Origin of the sequence: Yokenella regensburgei ATCC 49455, assembly GCF_000735455.1 — a bacterium.
Taxonomy (GTDB): Bacteria; Pseudomonadota; Gammaproteobacteria; order Enterobacterales; family Enterobacteriaceae; genus Yokenella; species Yokenella regensburgei.
This window is the reverse complement of sequence record NZ_JMPS01000064.1, coordinates 108,630-127,918: the sequence shown is the minus strand read 5'-3', so window position 1 is coordinate 127,918 and position 19,289 is coordinate 108,630. Positions and strand designations below refer to the sequence as shown.

The 19,289-nt window shown below is 59.5% G+C and carries 18 protein-coding genes; 6 read left to right on the top strand and 12 right to left on the bottom strand.

Annotation, left to right across the window (positions count from 1 at the left end; genetic code table 11):
- Positions 1-146 precede the first annotated feature (146 nt).
- From glpA to glpC, 3 genes are read left to right on the top strand one after another with little or no spacing between them, the layout of a single operon-like run.
- Positions 147-1,769, top strand: a complete 1,623-nt coding sequence (gene glpA / locus GYRE_RS15000) for an anaerobic glycerol-3-phosphate dehydrogenase subunit A (RefSeq protein WP_087943314.1) — start codon at positions 147-149, stop codon at positions 1,767-1,769.
- The gene (gene glpB, locus GYRE_RS14995; protein WP_038256302.1) at positions 1,759-3,018 is read left to right on the top strand and encodes a glycerol-3-phosphate dehydrogenase subunit GlpB; all 1,260 of its coding nucleotides are present in this window, start codon (positions 1,759-1,761) and stop codon (positions 3,016-3,018) included. The genes glpA and glpB overlap by 11 nt, the downstream gene beginning before the upstream one ends.
- Positions 3,015-4,211, top strand: a complete 1,197-nt coding sequence (glpC, locus tag GYRE_RS14990; RefSeq protein WP_038256300.1) for an anaerobic glycerol-3-phosphate dehydrogenase subunit GlpC — start codon at positions 3,015-3,017, stop codon at positions 4,209-4,211. The genes glpB and glpC overlap by 4 nt, the downstream gene beginning before the upstream one ends.
- Here the strand turns inward: glpC and GYRE_RS14985 are convergent.
- The 4 genes from GYRE_RS14985 to tctD form a co-directional block, all read right to left on the bottom strand.
- Positions 4,197-5,396, bottom strand: a complete 1,200-nt coding sequence (locus tag GYRE_RS14985) for a nicotinamide mononucleotide deamidase-related protein YfaY (protein WP_038256298.1) — start codon at positions 5,394-5,396, stop codon at positions 4,197-4,199. The genes glpC and GYRE_RS14985 overlap by 15 nt on opposite strands.
- Positions 5,397-5,482: 86 nt before the next feature.
- Positions 5,483-6,025 (bottom strand): YfaZ family outer membrane protein, encoded by a 543-nt coding sequence (locus GYRE_RS14980; protein WP_038256296.1) that lies wholly within the window; start codon positions 6,023-6,025, stop codon positions 5,483-5,485.
- A gap of 140 nt (positions 6,026-6,165) precedes the next feature.
- The gene (locus GYRE_RS14975) at positions 6,166-7,587 is read right to left on the bottom strand and encodes a sensor histidine kinase (RefSeq protein WP_038256294.1); all 1,422 of its coding nucleotides are present in this window, start codon (positions 7,585-7,587) and stop codon (positions 6,166-6,168) included.
- A complete protein-coding gene (gene tctD / locus GYRE_RS14970) occupies positions 7,574-8,248 on the bottom strand; it encodes a transcriptional regulator TctD (RefSeq protein ID WP_006820926.1) in 675 nt (224 codons plus the stop codon). The genes GYRE_RS14975 and tctD overlap by 14 nt, the downstream gene beginning before the upstream one ends.
- A 153-nt stretch (positions 8,249-8,401) precedes the next feature.
- Here tctD and GYRE_RS14965 point away from each other — a divergent pair, with 153 nt between their 5' ends.
- From GYRE_RS14965 to GYRE_RS14955, 3 genes are read left to right on the top strand one after another with little or no spacing between them, the layout of a single operon-like run.
- Complete coding sequence (locus GYRE_RS14965; protein WP_038256292.1) at positions 8,402-9,379, top strand: Bug family tripartite tricarboxylate transporter substrate binding protein; 978 nt, start codon at positions 8,402-8,404, stop codon at positions 9,377-9,379.
- A gap of 11 nt (positions 9,380-9,390) precedes the next feature.
- Entirely contained in the window at positions 9,391-9,825 is a 435-nt protein-coding gene (locus tag GYRE_RS14960) for a tripartite tricarboxylate transporter TctB family protein (RefSeq protein WP_112471367.1), read from the top strand.
- A 10-nt stretch (positions 9,826-9,835) separates the two neighbouring features.
- A complete protein-coding gene (locus tag GYRE_RS14955) occupies positions 9,836-11,350 on the top strand; it encodes a tripartite tricarboxylate transporter permease (protein ID WP_006820929.1) in 1,515 nt (504 codons plus the stop codon).
- On the opposite strand, the gene menE is transcribed toward GYRE_RS14955, so the two are convergent.
- The 8 genes from menE to GYRE_RS14915 all read right to left on the bottom strand — a co-directional run bounded on the left by menE (position 11,347) and on the right by GYRE_RS14915 (position 19,255).
- A complete protein-coding gene (menE, locus tag GYRE_RS14950) occupies positions 11,347-12,711 on the bottom strand; it encodes an o-succinylbenzoate--CoA ligase (protein WP_038256289.1) in 1,365 nt (454 codons plus the stop codon). The genes GYRE_RS14955 and menE overlap by 4 nt on opposite strands.
- Positions 12,708-13,673, bottom strand: a complete 966-nt coding sequence (gene menC / locus GYRE_RS14945) for an o-succinylbenzoate synthase (RefSeq protein WP_038256287.1) — start codon at positions 13,671-13,673, stop codon at positions 12,708-12,710. Before menC ends, menE begins: the two co-directional genes overlap by 4 nt.
- Positions 13,673-14,530: a 1,4-dihydroxy-2-naphthoyl-CoA synthase gene (menB, locus tag GYRE_RS14940; RefSeq protein WP_006820932.1), complete on the bottom strand. Its 858-nt coding sequence runs from the start codon at positions 14,528-14,530 to the stop codon at positions 13,673-13,675. Before menB ends, menC begins: the two co-directional genes overlap by 1 nt.
- Positions 14,531-14,544: 14 nt before the next feature.
- On the bottom strand, positions 14,545-15,306 hold the full coding sequence (gene menH, locus GYRE_RS14935) for a 2-succinyl-6-hydroxy-2,4-cyclohexadiene-1-carboxylate synthase (protein WP_038256285.1): 762 nt from the start codon (positions 15,304-15,306) through the stop codon (positions 14,545-14,547).
- Positions 15,303-16,973 carry a 2-succinyl-5-enolpyruvyl-6-hydroxy-3-cyclohexene-1-carboxylic-acid synthase gene (menD, locus tag GYRE_RS14930; protein ID WP_006820934.1) on the bottom strand — a complete coding sequence of 557 codons (1,671 nt, stop codon included), beginning with the start codon at positions 16,971-16,973 and terminating at the stop codon, positions 15,303-15,305. The genes menH and menD overlap by 4 nt, the downstream gene beginning before the upstream one ends.
- Positions 16,974-17,053: 80 nt before the next feature.
- Positions 17,054-18,346: an isochorismate synthase MenF gene (menF, locus tag GYRE_RS14925; RefSeq protein WP_038256397.1), complete on the bottom strand. Its 1,293-nt coding sequence runs from the start codon at positions 18,344-18,346 to the stop codon at positions 17,054-17,056.
- A 108-nt stretch (positions 18,347-18,454) separates the two neighbouring features.
- The gene (gene elaB, locus GYRE_RS14920; protein ID WP_006820936.1) at positions 18,455-18,760 is read right to left on the bottom strand and encodes a stress response protein ElaB; all 306 of its coding nucleotides are present in this window, start codon (positions 18,758-18,760) and stop codon (positions 18,455-18,457) included.
- A gap of 36 nt (positions 18,761-18,796) precedes the next feature.
- On the bottom strand, positions 18,797-19,255 hold the full coding sequence (locus GYRE_RS14915) for a GNAT family N-acetyltransferase (protein ID WP_006820937.1): 459 nt from the start codon (positions 19,253-19,255) through the stop codon (positions 18,797-18,799).
- Between the last annotated feature and the right edge of the window lie 34 nt (positions 19,256-19,289).

Sequence of the window (19,289 nt, the reverse complement as noted above, 5' to 3'; positions counted from 1 at the left end):
TGTTACAGAATTATGACAATAAGTTCCTAAATGCGCATGAAATCACGTTCCGTTTTCGTTTTTTGCTCGAATATGCTCGAAATCAAACAATCCATATTTTTTATGTGGCTAAATGGCTAAAACGAAAATGGTGAAGGACGATGATGATGCCCATGACGTGTGAAAACGATGTCATTATTATTGGCGGGGGAGCCACCGGGGCGGGGATTGCTCGCGACTGCGCGCTGCGCGGCTTACGTGCCGTGCTGGTAGAGCGTTTCGATATCGCCACGGGGGCGACCGGACGTAACCACGGCCTGCTGCACAGCGGTGCCCGTTACGCGGTGACCGATAACGAATCTGCCCGCGAATGTATTGCCGAAAACCAGATCCTCAAACGCATCGCCCGCCACTGCGTTGAGCCGACCAACGGTCTGTTTATCACCCTGCCGGAAGATGACCTCGCCTTTCAAAGCACCTTCATCAACGCCTGCCGGGAAGCCGGGATCGATGCCCAGGCGCTGTCTCCGGCCGAAGCCCGCCGCATTGAACCGGCGGTGAACCCGGCGCTCATCGGCGCGGTGAAAGTGCCTGATGGCACCGTCGATCCTTTCCGCCTCACCGCCGCCAACATGCTGGATGCCCGCGAGCACGGCGCCACCATCCTCACCGGCTGCGAAGTGACTGGTCTGATACGCGAAGGCGACCGCGTGTGCGGCGTGCACCTGTGGAACCACCACTCCGGAGAGAAGCTCACCCTGCGCGCGGCGGTGGTGGTTAACGCCGCCGGGATCTGGGGACAGCGCATCGCCGAATATGCCGACCTCAGCATCCGCATGTTCCCGGCGAAAGGCTCGCTGCTGATCCTTGACCATCGTATTAACCAGCACGTCATCAACCGCTGCCGTAAGCCCGCCGACGCCGATATTCTGGTGCCCGGCGATACCATCTCGCTCATCGGCACCACCTCACTGCACATTGATTACAAAGATATCGACGATAACCGGGTATCACCGGAAGAGGTTGATATTCTGCTGCGCGAAGGCGAGAAGCTGGCACCTGTGATGGGGCAAACCCGCGTACTGCGCGCCTATTCCGGCGTGCGTCCGCTGGTGGCAAGCGATGACGACCCAAGCGGCCGTAACGTCAGCCGTGGCATTGTCCTGCTCGATCACGCAAAACGTGACGGCATGGAGGGTTTCATCACCATCACCGGCGGCAAACTGATGACCTATCGTCTGATGGCCGAGTGGGCCACGGACGCCATCAGCCGCAAGCTGGGTAATACCGCCGCCTGCACCACCGCCGAGCGTCCGCTGCCCGGCTCCCAGGAGCCGGCGGAAGCCACGCTGAAGAAAATTATCTCGCTGCCTACGCCACTTCGCGGATCGGCGGTATACCGCCATGGCGATCGTACCCCGGCATGGCTGGGGAATACCCGCCAGACCCGCAGCGTTGTCTGCGAGTGCGAAGCGGTAACCGCCGGTGAAGTGCAGTACGCGGTGGAAAATCTGGCGGTGAATAACCTTATCGACCTGCGTCGCCGCACCCGCGTGGGGATGGGCACCTGCCAGGGTGAGCTCTGCGCCTGCCGTGCGGCGGGGCTGCTTCAGCGTTTTAACGTCACCACGCCCGCACAGTCGCTGACGCAGCTTTCGCAATTCCTCAACGAACGCTGGAAAGGTGTGCAGCCGGTCGCCTGGGGCGATGCGCTGCGCGAAAGCGAATTTACTCGCTGGGTATATCTCGGTTTATGCGGCCTGCAGAAGGAACATCAGGATGAAATTTGACACGGTCATTATCGGCGGCGGCCTCGCCGGGTTGCTCTGCGGGCTAACCCTTAACCAGCAAGGCCTGCGCACCGCTATCGTCAGCCGTGGGCAGAGCGCGCTGCACTTCTCTTCTGGCTCGCTCGATTTACTGACCGCATTGCCGGATGGCGAAACGGTCACCGATACTGCCGCCGGGCTTGCTGAGCTCGCCATTCAGATGCCGGATCACCCTTACACCCGCCTCGGCGCTGAAGCGGTGATGCAGTATGCCCATGCTACTGAACAGCTTCTCGCCGAATGCGGTATCGAGATGCACGGCAGCGCGACGCGCGCCCATCAACGTATCACACCGCTTGGTACCACGCGCAGCGCCTGGCTAAGCCCGGCGGAGGTGCCGGTGATGCCGCTGCCTGGCAAGCGTATCGGCGTGATTGGTATTAGCGGTTTTCTCGACTTCCAGCCGCATCTTGCCGCCGCCTCGCTAAGCCGCCACGGCATGCACACGCAAACGCTGGAAATCGATCTGCCGGAGCTCGACGTTCTGCGGGAAAACCCGACCGAATTCCGTGCCGCGAACATCGCCCGGGTGCTGGACGACGAAGCCCAGTGGCCGAAACTGCTGGCGGCTCTGCAACCGCTGGCGGAAAACCACGATCTGCTGCTGATGCCCGCCTGCTTCGGTTTACAAAACGCAGGCTTGTGGCAGTGGCTGAACGCGCAGCTCCCCTGCCCGGTGTGTTTGCTGCCAACCCTGCCACCATCGGTGCCGGGCATGCGTCTGCACGCGGCTATGCAGCGTCAGTTTATCCGCAGCGGCGGCACCTGGCTTGCCGGGGATGAGGTGGTTCGCGTCAGTCATGAAGAGGGGAATATCAGCGCCATCTGGACCCGCAATCATGGTGATATTCCACTGCGCCCGCGCTTTGCCGTGCTGGCTAGCGGCAGCTTCTTCAGCAACGGGCTGGTCGCCGAGCGCACCGGCGTGCGTGAACCGATTATGGGGCTGGACGTGGCGCAGCTGGCGTCCCGTCGCGACTGGTATCAGCAGGATTTCTTCGCCTCCCAGCCCTGGCAGCGCTTTGGCCTGGTGACCGACAACCAGCTTCGCCCGTCGCACCAGCAGGTTCCGTTCAACAATCTCTTCGCTATTGGCTCACTGATTGGTGGTTTTGACGCCATTCAACTCGGCTGCGGCGGTGGCGTATGCGCCATCACCGCCCAGCATGTCGCCCGACAGATCCTTGCTCTGGCAGGAGGCCAGTCATGAACGATACCGGATTCGAAAGCTGCATTAAATGCACCGTCTGCACCACCGCCTGCCCGGTTAGCCGGGTGAATCCGCGCTACCCGGGGCCAAAACAGGCCGGGCCGGACGGCGAGCGTTTACGCCTGAAAGACGGCGCGCTGTACGACGATGCGCTGAAATATTGCATCAACTGTAAACGTTGCGAGGTGGCCTGCCCGTCGGATGTCAAAATTGGCGACATCATTCAGCGCGCCCGCGCCCAGTACAGCCAGCAAAAGCCCAAACTGCGCGATGCTATTCTGAGCTATACCGATCTCATGGGCTCGCTCTCTACGCCGTTTGCCCCGATCATTAACGCCACCACCGGGATGAAACCGGTGCGCCAGCTGCTGGACACCGCCTTAAAAATCGATCATCGCCGACAGTTGCCGAAATACAGCTTCGGCACCTTCCGCCGTTGGTATCGCAGCGTCGCGGCTGAACAAAAACGCTTTGCCGATCAGGTGGCCTTTTTCCACGGCTGCTACGTGAACTACAACCATCCGCAGCTTGGCAAAGACATGATCCGCGTACTCAACGCCATGGGCACCGGGGTGCAGTTGCTGAGTAAAGAGAAGTGCTGCGGCGTTCCGCTGATTGCCAACGGCTTTACCGATAAAGCGCGTAAACAGGCGGTCAGCAACGTCAACTCGCTGAAAGAGGCGATTGTCGATAAGCATCTGCCGGTGATTGCCACTTCTTCCACCTGTACCTTCACGCTGCGCGATGAGTACCCGCACGTGCTGGACGTAGACAATACCGGGCTTCGGGAACACATCGAGCTTGCCACCCGCTGGATCTGGCGCAAGCTCGATGCCGGTCAGACGTTGCCGCTGAAGCCACTGCCGCTGAAAGTGGTTTATCACACGCCGTGTCATATGGAGAAAATGGGCTGGTCGCTGTACACGCTGGAACTGCTGCGGATGATCCCGGGACTGGAGCTAATAGTGCTGGATTCGCAGTGCTGCGGGATTGCGGGTACCTACGGCTTTAAATCGGAAAACTACCCGACCTCACAGGCCATTGGCGCCCCGCTGTTCCGCCAGATTGAGGAGAGCGGAGCCTCCCTGGTTATCACCGACTGCGAAACCTGCAAATGGCAAATCGAGATGTCCACGAGCAAGCGCTGTGAACACCCGATTTCGTTGCTGGCAAAAGCATTAGGCGAGGTATAACGACTCGGTCACGTGGATCCAACCGTGCTCGCTGGCAACGTCCTTACCGTCCAGCCAGCGACGCAGCATGTTCAGCGCCATCATTGCGCACACTTCCTGGCGAGTCTGCAGGCCGTGGCGAGAGGTGCTGAACTTCACCCGCAGCGCGTGAGTGCCATCCGGGGTTGCCAGCGCAACGTTGAGATGGCTCTCCTCAAGCCCCCCTACCGCGAGCGCAAGACCGGCAAAGTGCTTCACCCGACGCTCTGCTATCCAGTGGGCGGTTTGCGCGAGCGTTTCCTGCTGAGGCGGTACCACTTCACTTGCCAGCAGCGGCGCATCAGCCCTTGAGAGCTGTAGCGCGATAAGCCCACCGGTAAACTGCTCGCTCAGCGTTAAGCTAAGCTGCCTCTCCTGGAGCTTGCGTACCAGCTGCGCGGGCAACCCTTCGGTACCTTCGAAAATCAGGCTCTCACCGGCGACACTCCGCACCTGCGGCCACAGCGCCCGCATCGCATCCTGCGCGCTGGCAGGCCCGGTCAGCTTGAGTTCAATAATCGGCATCGAGGAGCGATAGCCCATCGTCACACCCTCCGGCAGCACCAGCGGATCCAGAGCCTGAGCCAGGTCGCTTTCGGAGCGGCCAAAGGTTGTTAAACGCAGGCACAGCGGCGGCTCCGGCAGCGTGAATCGCTGGCGGATGCGCGGCAGAATTTGCTGCTCTACCATCACTTTAAATTCAGAGGGAACGCCAGGGGTAAAGAACATCAGGCAGCGATTGAGTGTTAAAGCAAAGCCACAGGCGGTGCCAACCGGGTTATCAACCAGCTCAGCGCTTGCCGGGATCTCTGCCTGCTTGCGGTTGCTCGGCGCCATTATCCGCCCGCGGTCGCTAAAGAATTTTTCCATCTGCACTAGCCACGCTTCGTGCAGCACCAGCCCTTCTCCTTTGGCGGTGGCGGCGGCCAGCGCACTGAGATCGTCGCTGGTTGGCCCCAGGCCACCGTTGACGATAAGCACATCGGTATGTTCACTACGCTCGCGCAGAATGGCGACCAGCGCATCAAGATTGTCGCCCACGGTATTGCGGCGCGACAGCGGTAATCCTTGTTCAAAAAAGAAATCGGCAAGCCAGGCGGCGTTGGTATCAACAATTTGCCCGTGCAGAACTTCATCGCCGGTGGACAGCATCTCCACGTTGATCATTATTATCTCCACAACAAGAGGACGATTAACTATAGCGCAGACGGCTGACTGAAGAACGGGCGCAGCGGAAAGCTGCGCCGCGAGGATTAGAAACCGACGCTGGCACCCACGTATGGACCATCAGCGATGGTGTTATCGCGGTGGCCGTCTTTGCCTGCCAGGTTCAGATAGCGGTAGCCCGCCTCGATGGTAATCGGACGCATAATGGTCCAGCGCGCACCGGCGTTCGCTTCCTGATAGCTGTCGATACCGCTGGAGAGCGAATCCGGAGAGTAGTAGTACTCACCAAACAGACCAATACTGTCGGTAATTTTCCACTGCAGCCCGCCGCCCACGGCCGCAGCATAACCTTCGCTGCCGGATTTCGGGTTGGTGTAGATACCTTTACCGCCAACGGTGGCGAGGAACGGGCCCAGCGGCACGTTCAGACCGAGGCCGAGACCTGCGACGTCGCCGTCGTCATCGTTATGAGCCCAGTTACCGGTTAACGCAAGCCCGGTGCTTTCAGTCCCGAAGCCGACTCCCACGTTAGTGTAATCTTTACCCGCCTGACCACTGATGCTGATAGCATTTGCTGATGCAGAAACCAGCATTAATCCCGCAAGCCCAACTAAAGCGCTTTTATTCATTTTTGACAATTCCAGCAAAATTTAAAAGTAAACGTCCCGTTAACGGCAGGATTGTACCGCCAGAGCACGAAGAATCAAGGCACTAAAAAAGCGAAAAAATTGCGCAGTTGTTACTTAATGCTACAAAATCATGCCACTTATCATGATTGCGGCGGCAGCGTTAGCAACAATCGTAGCTGTACCCGTAACCCACCCAGCGTGTCGCTGCGGGCGAGCTGGGGCATTGAGCGGTGCAGGCGGGCAATGTCATTCACCAGCGCAAGACCAATGCCTGCTCCGGCGACGTTACTGACGTTATCGAGACGATGAAAAGGCTGTAGCGCCTGGTGAACTTGTTCGCTTTCGATTCCCGGCCCGCTGTCTTCTACCGTCAGCACCACGGCCTCACCGTCGCGAACCAGACTTGCCGTCACCATGCCGCCCGTGGGGGTGTACTTCAGCGCATTATCCAGCAGATTGCCGCACAGTTCGCCGAGCAGCAGCGCATCGCCCTCCACCCACAGCGCCTGCTGTTCGCCTTCATAGCCGAGATCGATAGCTTTGCTGCGCGCTTCGGCAAGCCGGGTGAAACAGCTCTGCTGCACGACGTCGAAAAGGTTTACTGGCACAAACTGTCTTTCGTTCTGCTCCCGACGCTTCACCGCGGAGAGCTGCAACAGCCGCTCGGTGAGCAGAATCGTGTTATCAATCGTCGTGCTCATCGCCCGCAGGCTTTCATGCCACTGCGCAGGAGAGTCGCTCGCCAGCGCCACCGAGGCCTGCGTTTTCAGCACCGCCAGCGGGGTTTTCAACTGATGTGAAGCGTCGGCACTAAAGCGCTCCTGGCGGGCAATCAGCCCACGCAGGCGGTCAAGATAACGGTTGAAAGCCACGATAAGCAGCCGGGTTTCCGACCACGGCAGCAGCTCCGGCAACGGCGTCAGCAGACCCGGTTCGCGACGAACCATCAGCGTTGAGAGCTGGCGCATCGGGGTCAGCACCCGGCGCAGCAGCCATCCGGTAAGGATAAGCGTCAGCAGCACCAGCAGCCCTTGAGAAACCCACGACGAGAACAACAACTGACCGGCAAGATAGCGCCGCGACTGCAGGGTTTCAGCGACGTAGATCTCCGCCATGCCGACAATCCCGCCTTCATTCACCGGCTGCAGGAGCCTTGCTACGCGAATAGCTTCACCGCGATATTGCGTGTGGTAAAACCACGCCAGCGCCGGATAGAGCGTGGTACGGGAAGTGGAAGGCGGCATCGCCGGCAGGTCGTCGTAGCCTGAGATAACCCTCCCCGCCGGGTCGACCACCTTGTAATACAGGCGATCGTTCATGTTGAGCTCGAAGCTGTCGAGCACCACCCAGGGGACGTTAACCTCAAGCTTGCCTTTGCGGACTTCCAGCCGCTCCGACACCGTTCTTGCCGACGAAAGCAGCGTGCGATCGTAAGCCTGGGTTGCCGCCTGGAGCGCGCTGACGTAGCTATTGAATGCCGAAAGCCCCCACAGCAGGAGCAGCGGCAGGCCGAGAAACAACAGCAGTTGAAAGTATAACGACTGCGGTTTAAGTCCCTTCATCGCAGTACTCCAGCACGTAGCCGAGCCCGCGCAGCGTGGTGATCCGCACATCGCTTCCCTGCAATTTTTTTCGTAGCCGGTGAATATAGAGTTCAATACTCTCCGGGCTGACCTCATCGCTGAGGCTAAAAACCTGTTCGAACAGCTGCTGGCGCGGTACCGGGCGCGAACGGCGGTACATCAGCACCGTCAGCAGCGCCTGTTCACGCGGGGTTAACGCCAGCGGCTGCCCGTGCAGCAGAAAGTAGCCTTCGTCGTGGAACGTCAGTGCCCCAAGCTGCTGTAGCTCCTGCACCTGGCCTGCGCTACGCCGCAGCAGCGCCCGCAGCCTGGCGTCCAGTTCTTCAAGCTCAAAGGGCTTTGGCAGATAGTCGTCTGCCCCGGCGTTCAGCCCTTTCACCCGATCTGCCACCGCGCTACGCGCCGTCAGCAGCAGTACCGGCAGCGTTTGTCCGCGCTTACGCAGCCGCTGGACGACGTCGAGCCCATCCAGCCCCGGCATGCTGATATCAAGCACCGCCAGCGCGTAGTTTTCGCTGTGCAGCAGGTGATCGGCCGCCAGCCCGTCGGAGACGCAATCCACCGCAAAACCGTTTTGCACCAGCGCTTTTTCCAGCCAGTGAGCCAGCTCACGGTTATCTTCCGCTAATAAGAGACGCATATCACATCCTGTAAAATTTCTGCGGTGTTGAAAGGGAAATGAAAGGTTAACGTTTTAACAATCACGCAACTGAACTGCTACAAGGTGGTTCACATAATCACAAAAAAGTTGTTCCGAACCTGAAATACCGGTTATCCGGCGTGAGGATAAACAATGAAAAAACAATTACTTTGTACCCTTGCTGCAAGCATTTTACTGATGAATACCTCTGTACTGGCTGAGCAGGCCCCATCTCGTACCGAATGTATTGCCCCCGCCAAACCCGGCGGCGGCTTCGACCTCACCTGTAAGCTGATTCAGGTGAGCATGATGGAAACCGGCGCTATCGAAAAACCGATGCGCGTCACCTATATGCCCGGCGGCGTCGGCGCGGTGGCCTATAACGCCATTGTCGCCCAGCGCCCGGGAGAACCCGGCACCGTGGTGGCCTTCTCCGGCGGCTCGCTGCTGAACCTGTCGCAGGGCAAGTTTGGCCGCTACGGAGTAGACGACGTGCGCTGGCTCGCCAGCGTCGGCACCGATTACGGCATGATTGCGGTGCGCGCCGACTCCCCGTGGAAATCGCTCAAAGATCTGCTGACGGCGATGGAGAAAGATCCTAACAGCGTGGTGATTGGCGCGGGAGCCTCCATCGGCAGTCAGGACTGGATGAAAGCGGCGCTGCTGGCTCAGCAAGCGAAAGTCGACCCGCACAAGATGCGCTACGTGGCGTTCGAGGGCGGCGGTGAGCCAGTTACCGCGCTCTTAGGGAATCACGTTCAGGCCGTGTCGGGCGATCTCAGCGAGATGGTGCCCTACCTCACCGGCGATAAAATCCGCGTGCTGGCGGTCTTCTCGGGTGAGCGACTGCCGGGCCAGCTCGCCAATGTCCCCACCGCCAAAGAACAGGGTTATGACCTGGTGTGGCCGATCATTCGCGGCTTCTACGTCGGACCAAAAGTCAGCGACGCCGACTATCAGTGGTGGGTTGAAACCTTCAATAAGCTTCAGCAAACCGACGCCTTCAAAAAGCAGCGCGAGTTGCGCGGTCTGTTTGAGTTCAATATGACCGGCAAGCAGCTCGACGAGTACGTCAAGAAACAGGTCACCGACTATCGCGAACAGGCGAAATCCTTCGGTCTGGCGAAGTAAGCGCGGAGGCGATGATGAGCGATCGTATTTTTGCCGGGATCTGGCTGCTGTTGTGCATCGGGGGACTGTTCGTCGCCTGGCAGTTGCACAGCGAATACAGCTATGAACCGGTTGGCCCACGCCCCTTTCCACTGGGAATTATTGGCCTGATGCTGCTGTGCGCCGTGGCCCTGCTGCTGCGCCGCCCGGACGTTGTCGAGTGGCCGCATCGTCGGGTGCTGCAAAAGCTGTTAACGATGGTGATTGTGCTACTGATGTACGCCTGGGGCTTTGAATGGCTGGGCTTCCCCATCGCCACCGCTATTCTCACTCTGGTGATTGGTATGTTGTTTGGCGCCACGATTCCGGCTGCGGGCATCTCCGGCGCCGTACTCGGTATTTTGCTGTGGTACGCCTTCGACCGCCTGCTGGATGTCACCTTACCGCTCGGCACCTGGCTGGGTTAACGGAGCTACGATGGATACCTGGATTTATCTCTCTCAGGGTTTTGCGGTGGCGATGACGCCGGAAAACCTGGTTATCGCCCTGATTGGTTGCTTCGTCGGCACCATTGTTGGCCTGCTGCCGGGGCTTGGGCCGATCAACGGCGTGGCTATTCTGCTGCCGCTGGCGTTTGCCCTGCACCTGCCGGCAGAGTCGGCGCTGATCCTGCTGGCTACGGTCTACATCGGCTGTGAGTACGGCGGCAGGATCTCGTCGATTCTGCTGAACGTACCGGGCGACGCGGCGGCTATCATGACCGCCCTCGACGGCTATCCGATGGCCCAGCAAGGACGCGGCGGCGTGGCGCTGTCTATTTCTGCCGTCAGCTCCTTCTTCGGCTCGCTCATCGCCCTCGGCGGGGTCATTTTGTTTGCTCCGGCGCTGGCGCAGTGGTCGCTGGCGTTTGGTCCGGCAGAGTACTTCGCATTAATGGTTTTTGCCATCGCCTGTCTGGGCAGCATGATGGCGCAAAATCCGCTGAAATCGTTTCTGGCAGCGCTGATCGGTCTTGGCCTTGCGACCGTCGGCGTTGATGCCAACACCGGGGTTTACCGTTTTACCTTCGACAGCGTACATCTCTCCGACGGCGTGCAGTTTATCGTCGTGGTGATCGGCCTGTTTTCTGTCTCAGAGATCCTGTTAATGCTGGAACATACCAGCAGCGGTCAGGTTCTGGTGCGCAAAACCGGGCGAATGATGTTTAACGCTAAAGAGGGGGTCCAGTGCATCGGCGCGACGCTGCGCTCGTCGGTTATCGGCTTTTTTGTCGGCGTGTTACCGGGGGCGGGGGCAACCATTGCCAGCGCTATCACCTACATGACCGAGAAGAAAATCAGCGGCAACAGCGACAGCTTTGGTAAAGGGGATATTCGCGGCGTCGCGGCACCGGAGGCGGCAAACAACGCCTCGGCGTGCGGCTCGTTCATCCCGATGTTGACGCTTGGCGTACCAGGCTCTGGCACCACTGCGGTGATGATGGGCGCACTGACGCTCTATAACATCACCCCAGGCCCGACGATGTTCACCGAGCAGCCGGACATCGTCTGGGGACTGATTGCCGCTTTGCTTATCGCCAACGTCATGCTGCTGGTGATGAACATTCCGCTGATTGGTCTGTTCACCCGTATGCTGACCATTCCCCTGTGGTTCCTTGTCCCGGCGATTGCGGCAGTATCGGCGGTAGGCGTCTACGCGGTGCACAGCACCACCTTTGACCTGGTGCTGATGGTGGGGCTTGGGGTGCTGGGCTATATCCTGCGCAAAATGCACTTCCCGATGTCGCCGCTGATCCTCGGTTTTGTCCTCGGTGAAATGCTGGAGCAAAACCTGCGCCGCGCGCTCTCTATCAGTAACGGCAGCATGTCGATTCTGTGGGAAAGCGGGGTCGCCAAAGGATTGCTGGTGATGGCTGCGGCGGTGATTATCATCCCACCGCTGCTGCGCATCATCCGTAAACGCAGCAGCAAACCGCAGGTGGATGTCGGTTAAGGGTTCAGCTGTTGGTTAACCCAGGTCTGTAACGCACGGCGGGAGATTTTTATCCCGCCGTTTTTCACTTCTTCCGGCAGCGCCAGCCAGTGTTTTGGTTGCTGGAAACCGGCCAGTCGCCCCTTCACCCATTCCGCTAATTGCGCTAATGCGGTGTCATTTTCGCAGTCCACGACCGCCACCGGACGATGACCAAACTCGGCGTCTTTCAGCGGGACCACAAATACCTGGTGAACCTGCGGATGGGCGGCGATAACCCGCTCGACGTCTTCAGGCTGGATCCCTTCCCCACCGCTGAAAAAGAGGTTATCCAGACGACCAACAATGGTCAGCCTGCCGCCGTGCCATTCGCCGCGATCGCGGGTGGCAAACCAGCCCTCGTCGTTTACCAGCGGCAGCAGTTTACCGTCGCGCCAGTAGCCTGCAGCCATGCTTTCTGCCCGCAGCCACACTTCGCCATCAACGATGCGCACTTCGCGCCCGGGTAGTGGAACTCCAACGTCTGCCGCCCCATCGGCGGCTTTGGCGCATACCGTGGAGGCAAATTCGGTGAGCCCGTAGCCGCAAAAGGTACGAATACCTTTCGTCTGCGCCTGCCGGGTGAGTTCAACCGGGATCGCCGCGCCGCCAAGCAGCACCGCGCTCAGCGTCAACGGAATATCCTCGTTCAACAACCGCCACAGTTGGGTAGGCACCAGCGAGGCGTGGGTACACCCCTGCAGAGCATCCGCCAGGGGACGATCGCTTACCGCTAACCGCGCTCCGGCTAACAGCCAGCGCCAGAGGATCCCCTGGCCGGAAACATGAAACAGCGGCAGCGACAGCAGCCAACTGTCAGCAGAATGGAAAGGCATCAGCGCCAGTACGCCTTCGGCGCTGGCCAGATGGGCGGCACAGGTATGCACCGCCGCTTTCGGCAGGCCGGTAGATCCGGAGGTGAGCGTCATCGACGCCAGACGGGCGGGATCCCAGGCAAGCGTCGGTTGCCCGTCGGCTTCACTCAGTTCGAGCGGGATCAGCGAGAACGCCGCGCCATCGCCCTGCAAATCCAGTTGAAAACGCAGGGTCAGGCCCGGGATAAGTTGAGCCAGCAGCGCCTGCGGCAGCTTCGGGTTTACCGGCAGCACCCGGGCACCGCACTGCAGTAGCGCAAGCCAGGCCAGCAGCAGCGAACCGCTGTTACGACCACGCAGCATCACACCATCACCCGCATTGACACCCTGAGCGGCAAATCCGCAGGCCAGACGTTCAACCCGCTGGCACAGCCCGCTCCAGCTCAACGTCGCGTCATCCAGACGCAATGCCGGGGCATCGCCCCGAACATCACGCCAGTGCTGCCACGGCCACTGGGTGAACCTCACAGCAGCGGCTCGAGCATGCTGTTATCAAGGCACGGTAGTTCACTGCCCGGCCAGCAGCGAAGCAGCTGGGTCTGCATCAGGCTCAGCGTGTCGAGGCCCGGGATGGTCTCGGGAGTCAGCCACGCGGCAATCCGCGCCAGCTGGGTCAACCCCAGACTGGATTCGATTGACGAGCTGATAACCACGGTGAGCCCCAGCTGCTGCGCGGCAGCGACCTGCGCTTTCACCTTAGCAAGACTGCCGGTGAGCGTCGGCTTGATAACCACCGCCGTAACGCCTTCTTCCGCCACAAAGGCGAAATCGGCTTCGCGCAGGCTTTCGTCCCAGGCGATGGCAATGCCGGTCTCAAGAGCGAACGCGCGTGAGTCGTCGCGGGTTTTACAGGGCTCTTCGAGGAAGGCAATACGCGAGCGGTAGTCCGGGTTAACGTACTTCGCGAACTGCTGCGCCTTAAGCGGCGTCCAGGCGCGGTTAGCGTCAAGACGCAGCTTAAGCTCCGGGATAGCCTCCAGCAGCAGGTTCACCACCATTCCGTCGCGAACCGCTTCATACAGCCCAACCTTCACCTTCGCCACTTTCTCGCCAGGCATGTCAGCCAGCTTCAGCACCAGATCGTCCGGATCGCCGGTACACAGCGGAGCCGCACGGTAGTCCGCCGCCTCCGGCAGTTCACCGGAAAGTTCTGCCAGCGCACAGCTCAGGCCAAACGCCACTGATGGAATTCCCGGAAGCGGTAAATCCGCGCCATCGCGCCAGGCGTTCACCCAGGCAAGGGTTTCAGCCTGCGCCTCGTCCAGCGACTCGAGACTGAAGCCCGGCAAGGGGGAGATCTCCCCCCAGCCTTCGCGCCCGGCATCCGTTAAGCGCACAAACAGCCCGTCGCGGGTTTTGAGGCGCCGCTCGCGCAGCACCACGCCCGCATCCATCGGGATCTGCCAGCGATAAACCTGTGCGCTACGCATTACGGATTCCGTTTGTATTTGCTGAAGTCAGGCTGGCGTTTTTCGTTAAACGCGTTGCGCCCTTCCTGGCCTTCTTCGGTCATGTAGAACAGCATGGTGGCGTTACCGGCAAGCTCCTGCAGACCCGCCTGACCGTCGCAGTCGGCGTTCAGCGCAGCTTTCAGACAACGCAGCGCCATCGGGCTGTTTTGCAGCATTTCGCGACACCAGCGGATGGTTTCTTTTTCCAGAGAGGCCAGCGGAACCACGGTGTTAACGAGGCCCATATCCAGCGCCTGTTTCGCATCGTACTGACGGCACAGGAACCAGATTTCACGCGCTTTCTTCTGCCCGACGATGCGCGCCATGTAAGAAGCTCCCCAGCCGCCGTCGAAGGAGCCCACTTTCGGGCCGGTCTGGCCGAAGATGGCGTTTTCTGCCGCAATGGTCAGGTCACACATCATGTGCAGCACGTGGCCGCCGCCGATGGAGTAACCCGCCACCATCGCCACAACCGGTTTCGGGCAGGTGCGGATCTGGCGCTGGAAGTCCAGCACGTTGAGGTGGTGAACGCCGGAGTCGTCCTGGTAGCCGCCGTAGTCGCCGCGCACTTTCTGATCGCCGCCGGCGCAGAATGCTTTATCGCCTTCCCCGGTCAGTACGATAACGCCGATGTTATCGTCGTAGCGCGCGTCTGCCAGCGCCTGAATCATCTCTTTAACCGTCAGTGGACGAAAGGCGTTGCGCACCTGCGGACGGTTGATGGTGATTTTAGCGATGCCGTCTGCCGACTTCTGATAACGAATGTCGGTGAAGCCTTCAGAGCAGTCTTGCCATTCAACCGGCGCGTAAAGCATGGTTTCATCAGGGTAGATCATGGTGAGTCCTTTAGTCAGAGACGCAGTATCTGCGCCAGACAATCAGTGACGCCCTGCGGGTTTTCCCGATGGGCGTTGTGTCCGGCGTTGTGAATAATCTGGCAAGGTACGGTCAGTTCTTCCGCTATCGCGCGGAACTTACCGTCACGCTCACCGCATAAATACCAGAACGGGTAATGACGCTTTGCCAGCATCGGGCGCAGGTCATCCTGCACCGCAAGCGAGGTCGCCAGCAGCATATCCGCAAGCGCTTCACCGTTATTTTGCGCACGAAGCGCCACCAATGCGGCGCGCTGCGGCGCGGTCAACGAGGCGAAAACCGGCTGCTGATACCAGTCGGCAAAGACCTGTTCAAGAGGCTCATGGCGAAAGCGCATGGCCCAGGTCTCGTCATTTTTTTGCCGGACCGCACGCGCTTCATCATGCAGCAGTCCCGGATGACCGCCTTCCACTACCAGCCCCTGAAGACCGGGGTGGCGGTGCTTACCGGCGAAATTCATCGCCACCCGGCCGCCGAGGGAGTACCCCACCAGCCAGTAGTTTAGTATGTTGTAACTAAGTAGCGTATCGTGCAGCAGCGCAGAAACCTGCGCAAAGTTGCTGACCCGAATATCACCCGAACCACCGTGTCCGGGAAGGTCGACGTACAGTCGCGGATAGTCTGCCAGCCCTTCACCCACGGTCTGCCACTCACGACAGTCGCCGGAGAAGCCGTGGAGAAACACCAGCCACGGGCGAGAGACTTCGCCCTCAGCCACCACCGCATGCAGTGTCATAGCTGACTGACCTGCGCCAGTAACTGCTGCAGGGTATTCGCCCCGTCGGTATCGTTCACCACCAGTTCAACAATGGTCGACACCGGCGCGTGCCAGGCGCTGTTCATGACCTCATCCAGCTCGTCCCAGCTTTGCGGGCGCTGGTAGCGCAGGCCAAACATGGCCGCCGCGTGATCAAAGTGCACGTTCTGCGGCATGCAGTAGAAGCGCTCACGCTCTTCAACCGGGGTTGGCAGCAGCGAGAAGATCTGCCCGCCGTTGTTGTTGACGATAATCAGCACCAGCGGTGCAGACACCTGGCGCAGCAGCGCTAGTGCGTTCATGTCGTACAGTGCGGAAAGATCGCCAATCACCGCGAGGGTTGGCCGTGCGCTGGCGCGCTGAACCCCTGCGGCGGTGGAAACCAGCCCGTCGATGCCGCTGGCACCGCGGTTACTGTAAACCGGGTAGCCCGCAGGCAACTGCCCGAGGGCGTCAATCAGACGCACCACCAGGCTGTTACCAACAAAAAGCTGTCCCTGTTCGGGCAGGTAGTCGCTGATGCGGTGCGCCAGCTGTGCTTCACCGAAGGGCTCGCGTTTAGCATTAACCGCTTCCCAGGCAAGCGCGGAAAGGCGCGGGACTTCGTGACACCACGGCTGGCGTTTTTCCGCCGGGTGCTGTTCAAGCCAGTGTGCAACGGTGCTGACCAGACGGCGACCACGATGATGCGCCGGATCGAGGCGTCCGGTCAGATTATCTACCAGCCAGTACTCGTCTGGCTCGCAGCTTGCCTGCCACTGCAGCAGGCGTTTGCCGGTCAGGCTGCTGCCGAACTGCACCACGATTTGCGCCTGCGCGAGCTCACTCACCGCTTCAGCATTCCCAAGCCAGAGGTCAGCACACGGCAACGGTTGCCCGGTTTGCGACAGCACATCGCTAATCAGCGGCCAGCCGAGGGTTCGCGCCCAGTCAGCCACCAGCCGCCCCTCCTCCGCGCTCATTCGCCCGGCAACCACTACGCCGCGCTTCTGCCGCCAGAAGAACCAGTCACGCTGCTTATCGCTTGCGAGCTGCAGGCTTTCACGCAGCCAGGGTTTATCGCTTTGCCACCAGTCGCCCAGCTGCTGCTGCCACTCAAGCCCGGTGTCGTCCATTTCGCCATACAGCGGTTCGGCAAACGGACAGTTAATGTGTACCCCACCGGCGTGCAGCTGCCCAAGGGCATTATCGATGGAGGAAACCAGCCAGCGCGCAGGAATATCCTGACTCGGGCGCGGTAAGGAAAGGGTCTGCGACGGGTGTGAGGCAAACATACCGGCCTGACGGATAGCCTGGTTTGCCCCGCAGTCAATCAGCTCCGGCGGACGATCCGCCGTCAGCAGGATAAGTTTTTCGCCGGTCAGCCCGGCTTCAATCAGTGCCGGATACAGGTTAGCCACCGCCGTGCCGGAGGTGACGATCACCGCAACGGGCCGTTGGCTCACTTTTGCCAGCCCCAGCGCCAGATGGCCAAGGCCACGCTCGTCAAAATGGGTGTGATGAATAAAGGTTCGGTTTTCCGCTGCCGCGAGCGTCAGTGGCGTTGAGCGCGAGCCGGGTGCTATGCAAATGTGCTGTACACCATGACGCGTGAGTGCTTCCAGAATGACCGCCGCCCAGCGTCGGTTAAATGCGCTTACTGACATGTAATTGTCCGGTATCAATAGTGCGACTCAGTATAGTTAATACAGAAAGCTGGGTTATTGATATGAGTCGTCAATAATAATTATTCGATGAGCAGCGTCTTAAGACCTGCCGCTTTATTTTCAATTTCCTGCCATTCAAGCTCCGGGTCTGAACCCCGGACAATACCGGCTCCGGCATACAGGCGCAGCGTTTCACCGCTGACCATCGCCGAACGCAGCGCCACGCAGAACTCACTCTGCTGACGCGAAAGATAGCCCGCCGACCCGGCGTACCATTCACGGGTAAAGGGCTCATGACGTTCAATCCATTCCCGCGCCATTGCCCGCGGCAAACCGGCTACCGCCGCCGTAGGCTGCAGAAGATGCAGACACTGTGCGTCGTCTGCCACGCTAAGCTCCGTCCAGATACAGCGGCGCAGATGCTGAACTTTACGCAGCGCCACCACCTGCGGCGGCAGCACTTCAAGCGTTTGCACTGCATCCTGCAGACGCTGGCAGATATCCTCCACCACCAGCATGTTTTCACGCTGATTTTTGTCGTCTTTCATCAGCCAGTCGGCGAGCTGTCTGTTTTGCTCGCCGTCAGGATGGCTGGCAACCGTCCCGGCCAGCGCTTCGGTGCGCAGATGATACCCGCGTCGACGCCACAACCGTTCCGGGGAGGAACCAAGAAACGCCGTACTGGCATCAAAGGCCTGATAAAAATGATAGCAGTGATGATTCATACGCCGACTGGCGGCCATCATCGCCCCGGCGTTGAGCGCGGTTGCAAAACGCAGGTCGGTAGCACGCGCGAGGACCACTTTCTCAAGTTCGCTGCGGGCAATGGTCTCCGTTGCCCGGGAGATAAGCGACATCCAGCCCGCTTTATCAGGATGATGCTGCTCTTCACGCAGCACGACATGCAGTGCCGGGAGCGGCTTCACAGGCTGTAGTGCATCGATAAACGCGCGGGCAAGCCCGGCATCTTCCCGCAGTGAATGGTCGCTTTGCAGCACCAGACGCAGTACCGCCTGTCCGCCGCTACGCCGCCACTCCAGGCGCGGCAGGAACAAAGCCCCCTGCTGCGGGTTAAAGGCGTTCAGCCCGCAAATACGCAGATCTTCCGGAATGGCCGGCATCTGCAAAAATGCGTTGGCGTCTTCAAGAGAACGGAATGGTTTAACCGCCCCAAGCGCGGCAATCTCTTCATCGCCATTGCGCTGCTGCCAGTAAAACTGCGGCCAGACCGGCTGACTGCAAAGCCAGGGGAGCGAGTCGAATGCATCTTTCAGGGGGAAGGCTACATCAATGGCACGCACGCCAGAAGTGTCTGGAAACTCAGCAGTTAATGCATTCTGCAGGCTTTCCAGCGCAGTGGTAATGGATTGCACACCAACCTCCCTGAACGAAGAACCTGCCTGAGGCAGGTTCAAAAACCACATATTATACAGGGTACTACCGTAAAAAAGCAGTACCTCCGTTTAGGGAGGAACATCGTCTCAGCGACGCGCCAGTAACAGCCCCATGACCAGGCCAACGGCGGCACCCACGCCGATCCCCTGCCATGGCCTTTCGCGAACGTAATCATCGGTGCGATAGATTGCCTGTTTGGCACGGTAGTAATAGCTATCCGAAGCCTGGCTGACGCGATTTTTCACCTCTTCCAGCGCCTGCTCAGCGCGCTCTTTGAGCTCAATGTATTTCTGGTCTGCGGGGTCGCCAGAGGAGCGTAGCACCTCTTCCAGCGTGTCGCTCAGCAGAGCCAAATCGTCATCGATACGTGAATCGTAAGCATGATAAGACATTACGTTATCTCCATGTTTTTTAAACCCGTGCGCTAACTATAGTTCAACCTCGCGTGCCATGCCGATGTGCGGAATACCATCTTCATCATAGACATCCGTTACGGTAGCAAAACCAAAGTGCTGATAAAACGCCTGCAGGTGCGCCTGGGCGCCAAGATATAACGCCTTCTGCGGCCAGTGTTTGACGCAGCTTGCGAGCGTTTGCTCCATCAACTGGTAGCCGAGTTTTTCCCCGCGGGCGGCCGGGCTTATGATGACGCGGCCAATGACTACCGGATCCAGTTCGTCGGCGCTTTTCAGAATCCTCGCATACGCCACCAGCTCGTCGCCGCGCCAGCCGAGAATATGGCGGTTCTCCCCGATCAGGTCGTCGCCATCGACATCCTGATACGGGCACGTTTGCTCCACGACAAAAACAGCGCAGCGCAATTGCAGTAGTGCATAGAGTTGAGGAACAGAAAGTTGTGAATGATGAAGATCCTGCCACTGAATCATATTGAGCTCCGTTATACTGTCACTTTCGAAAGCG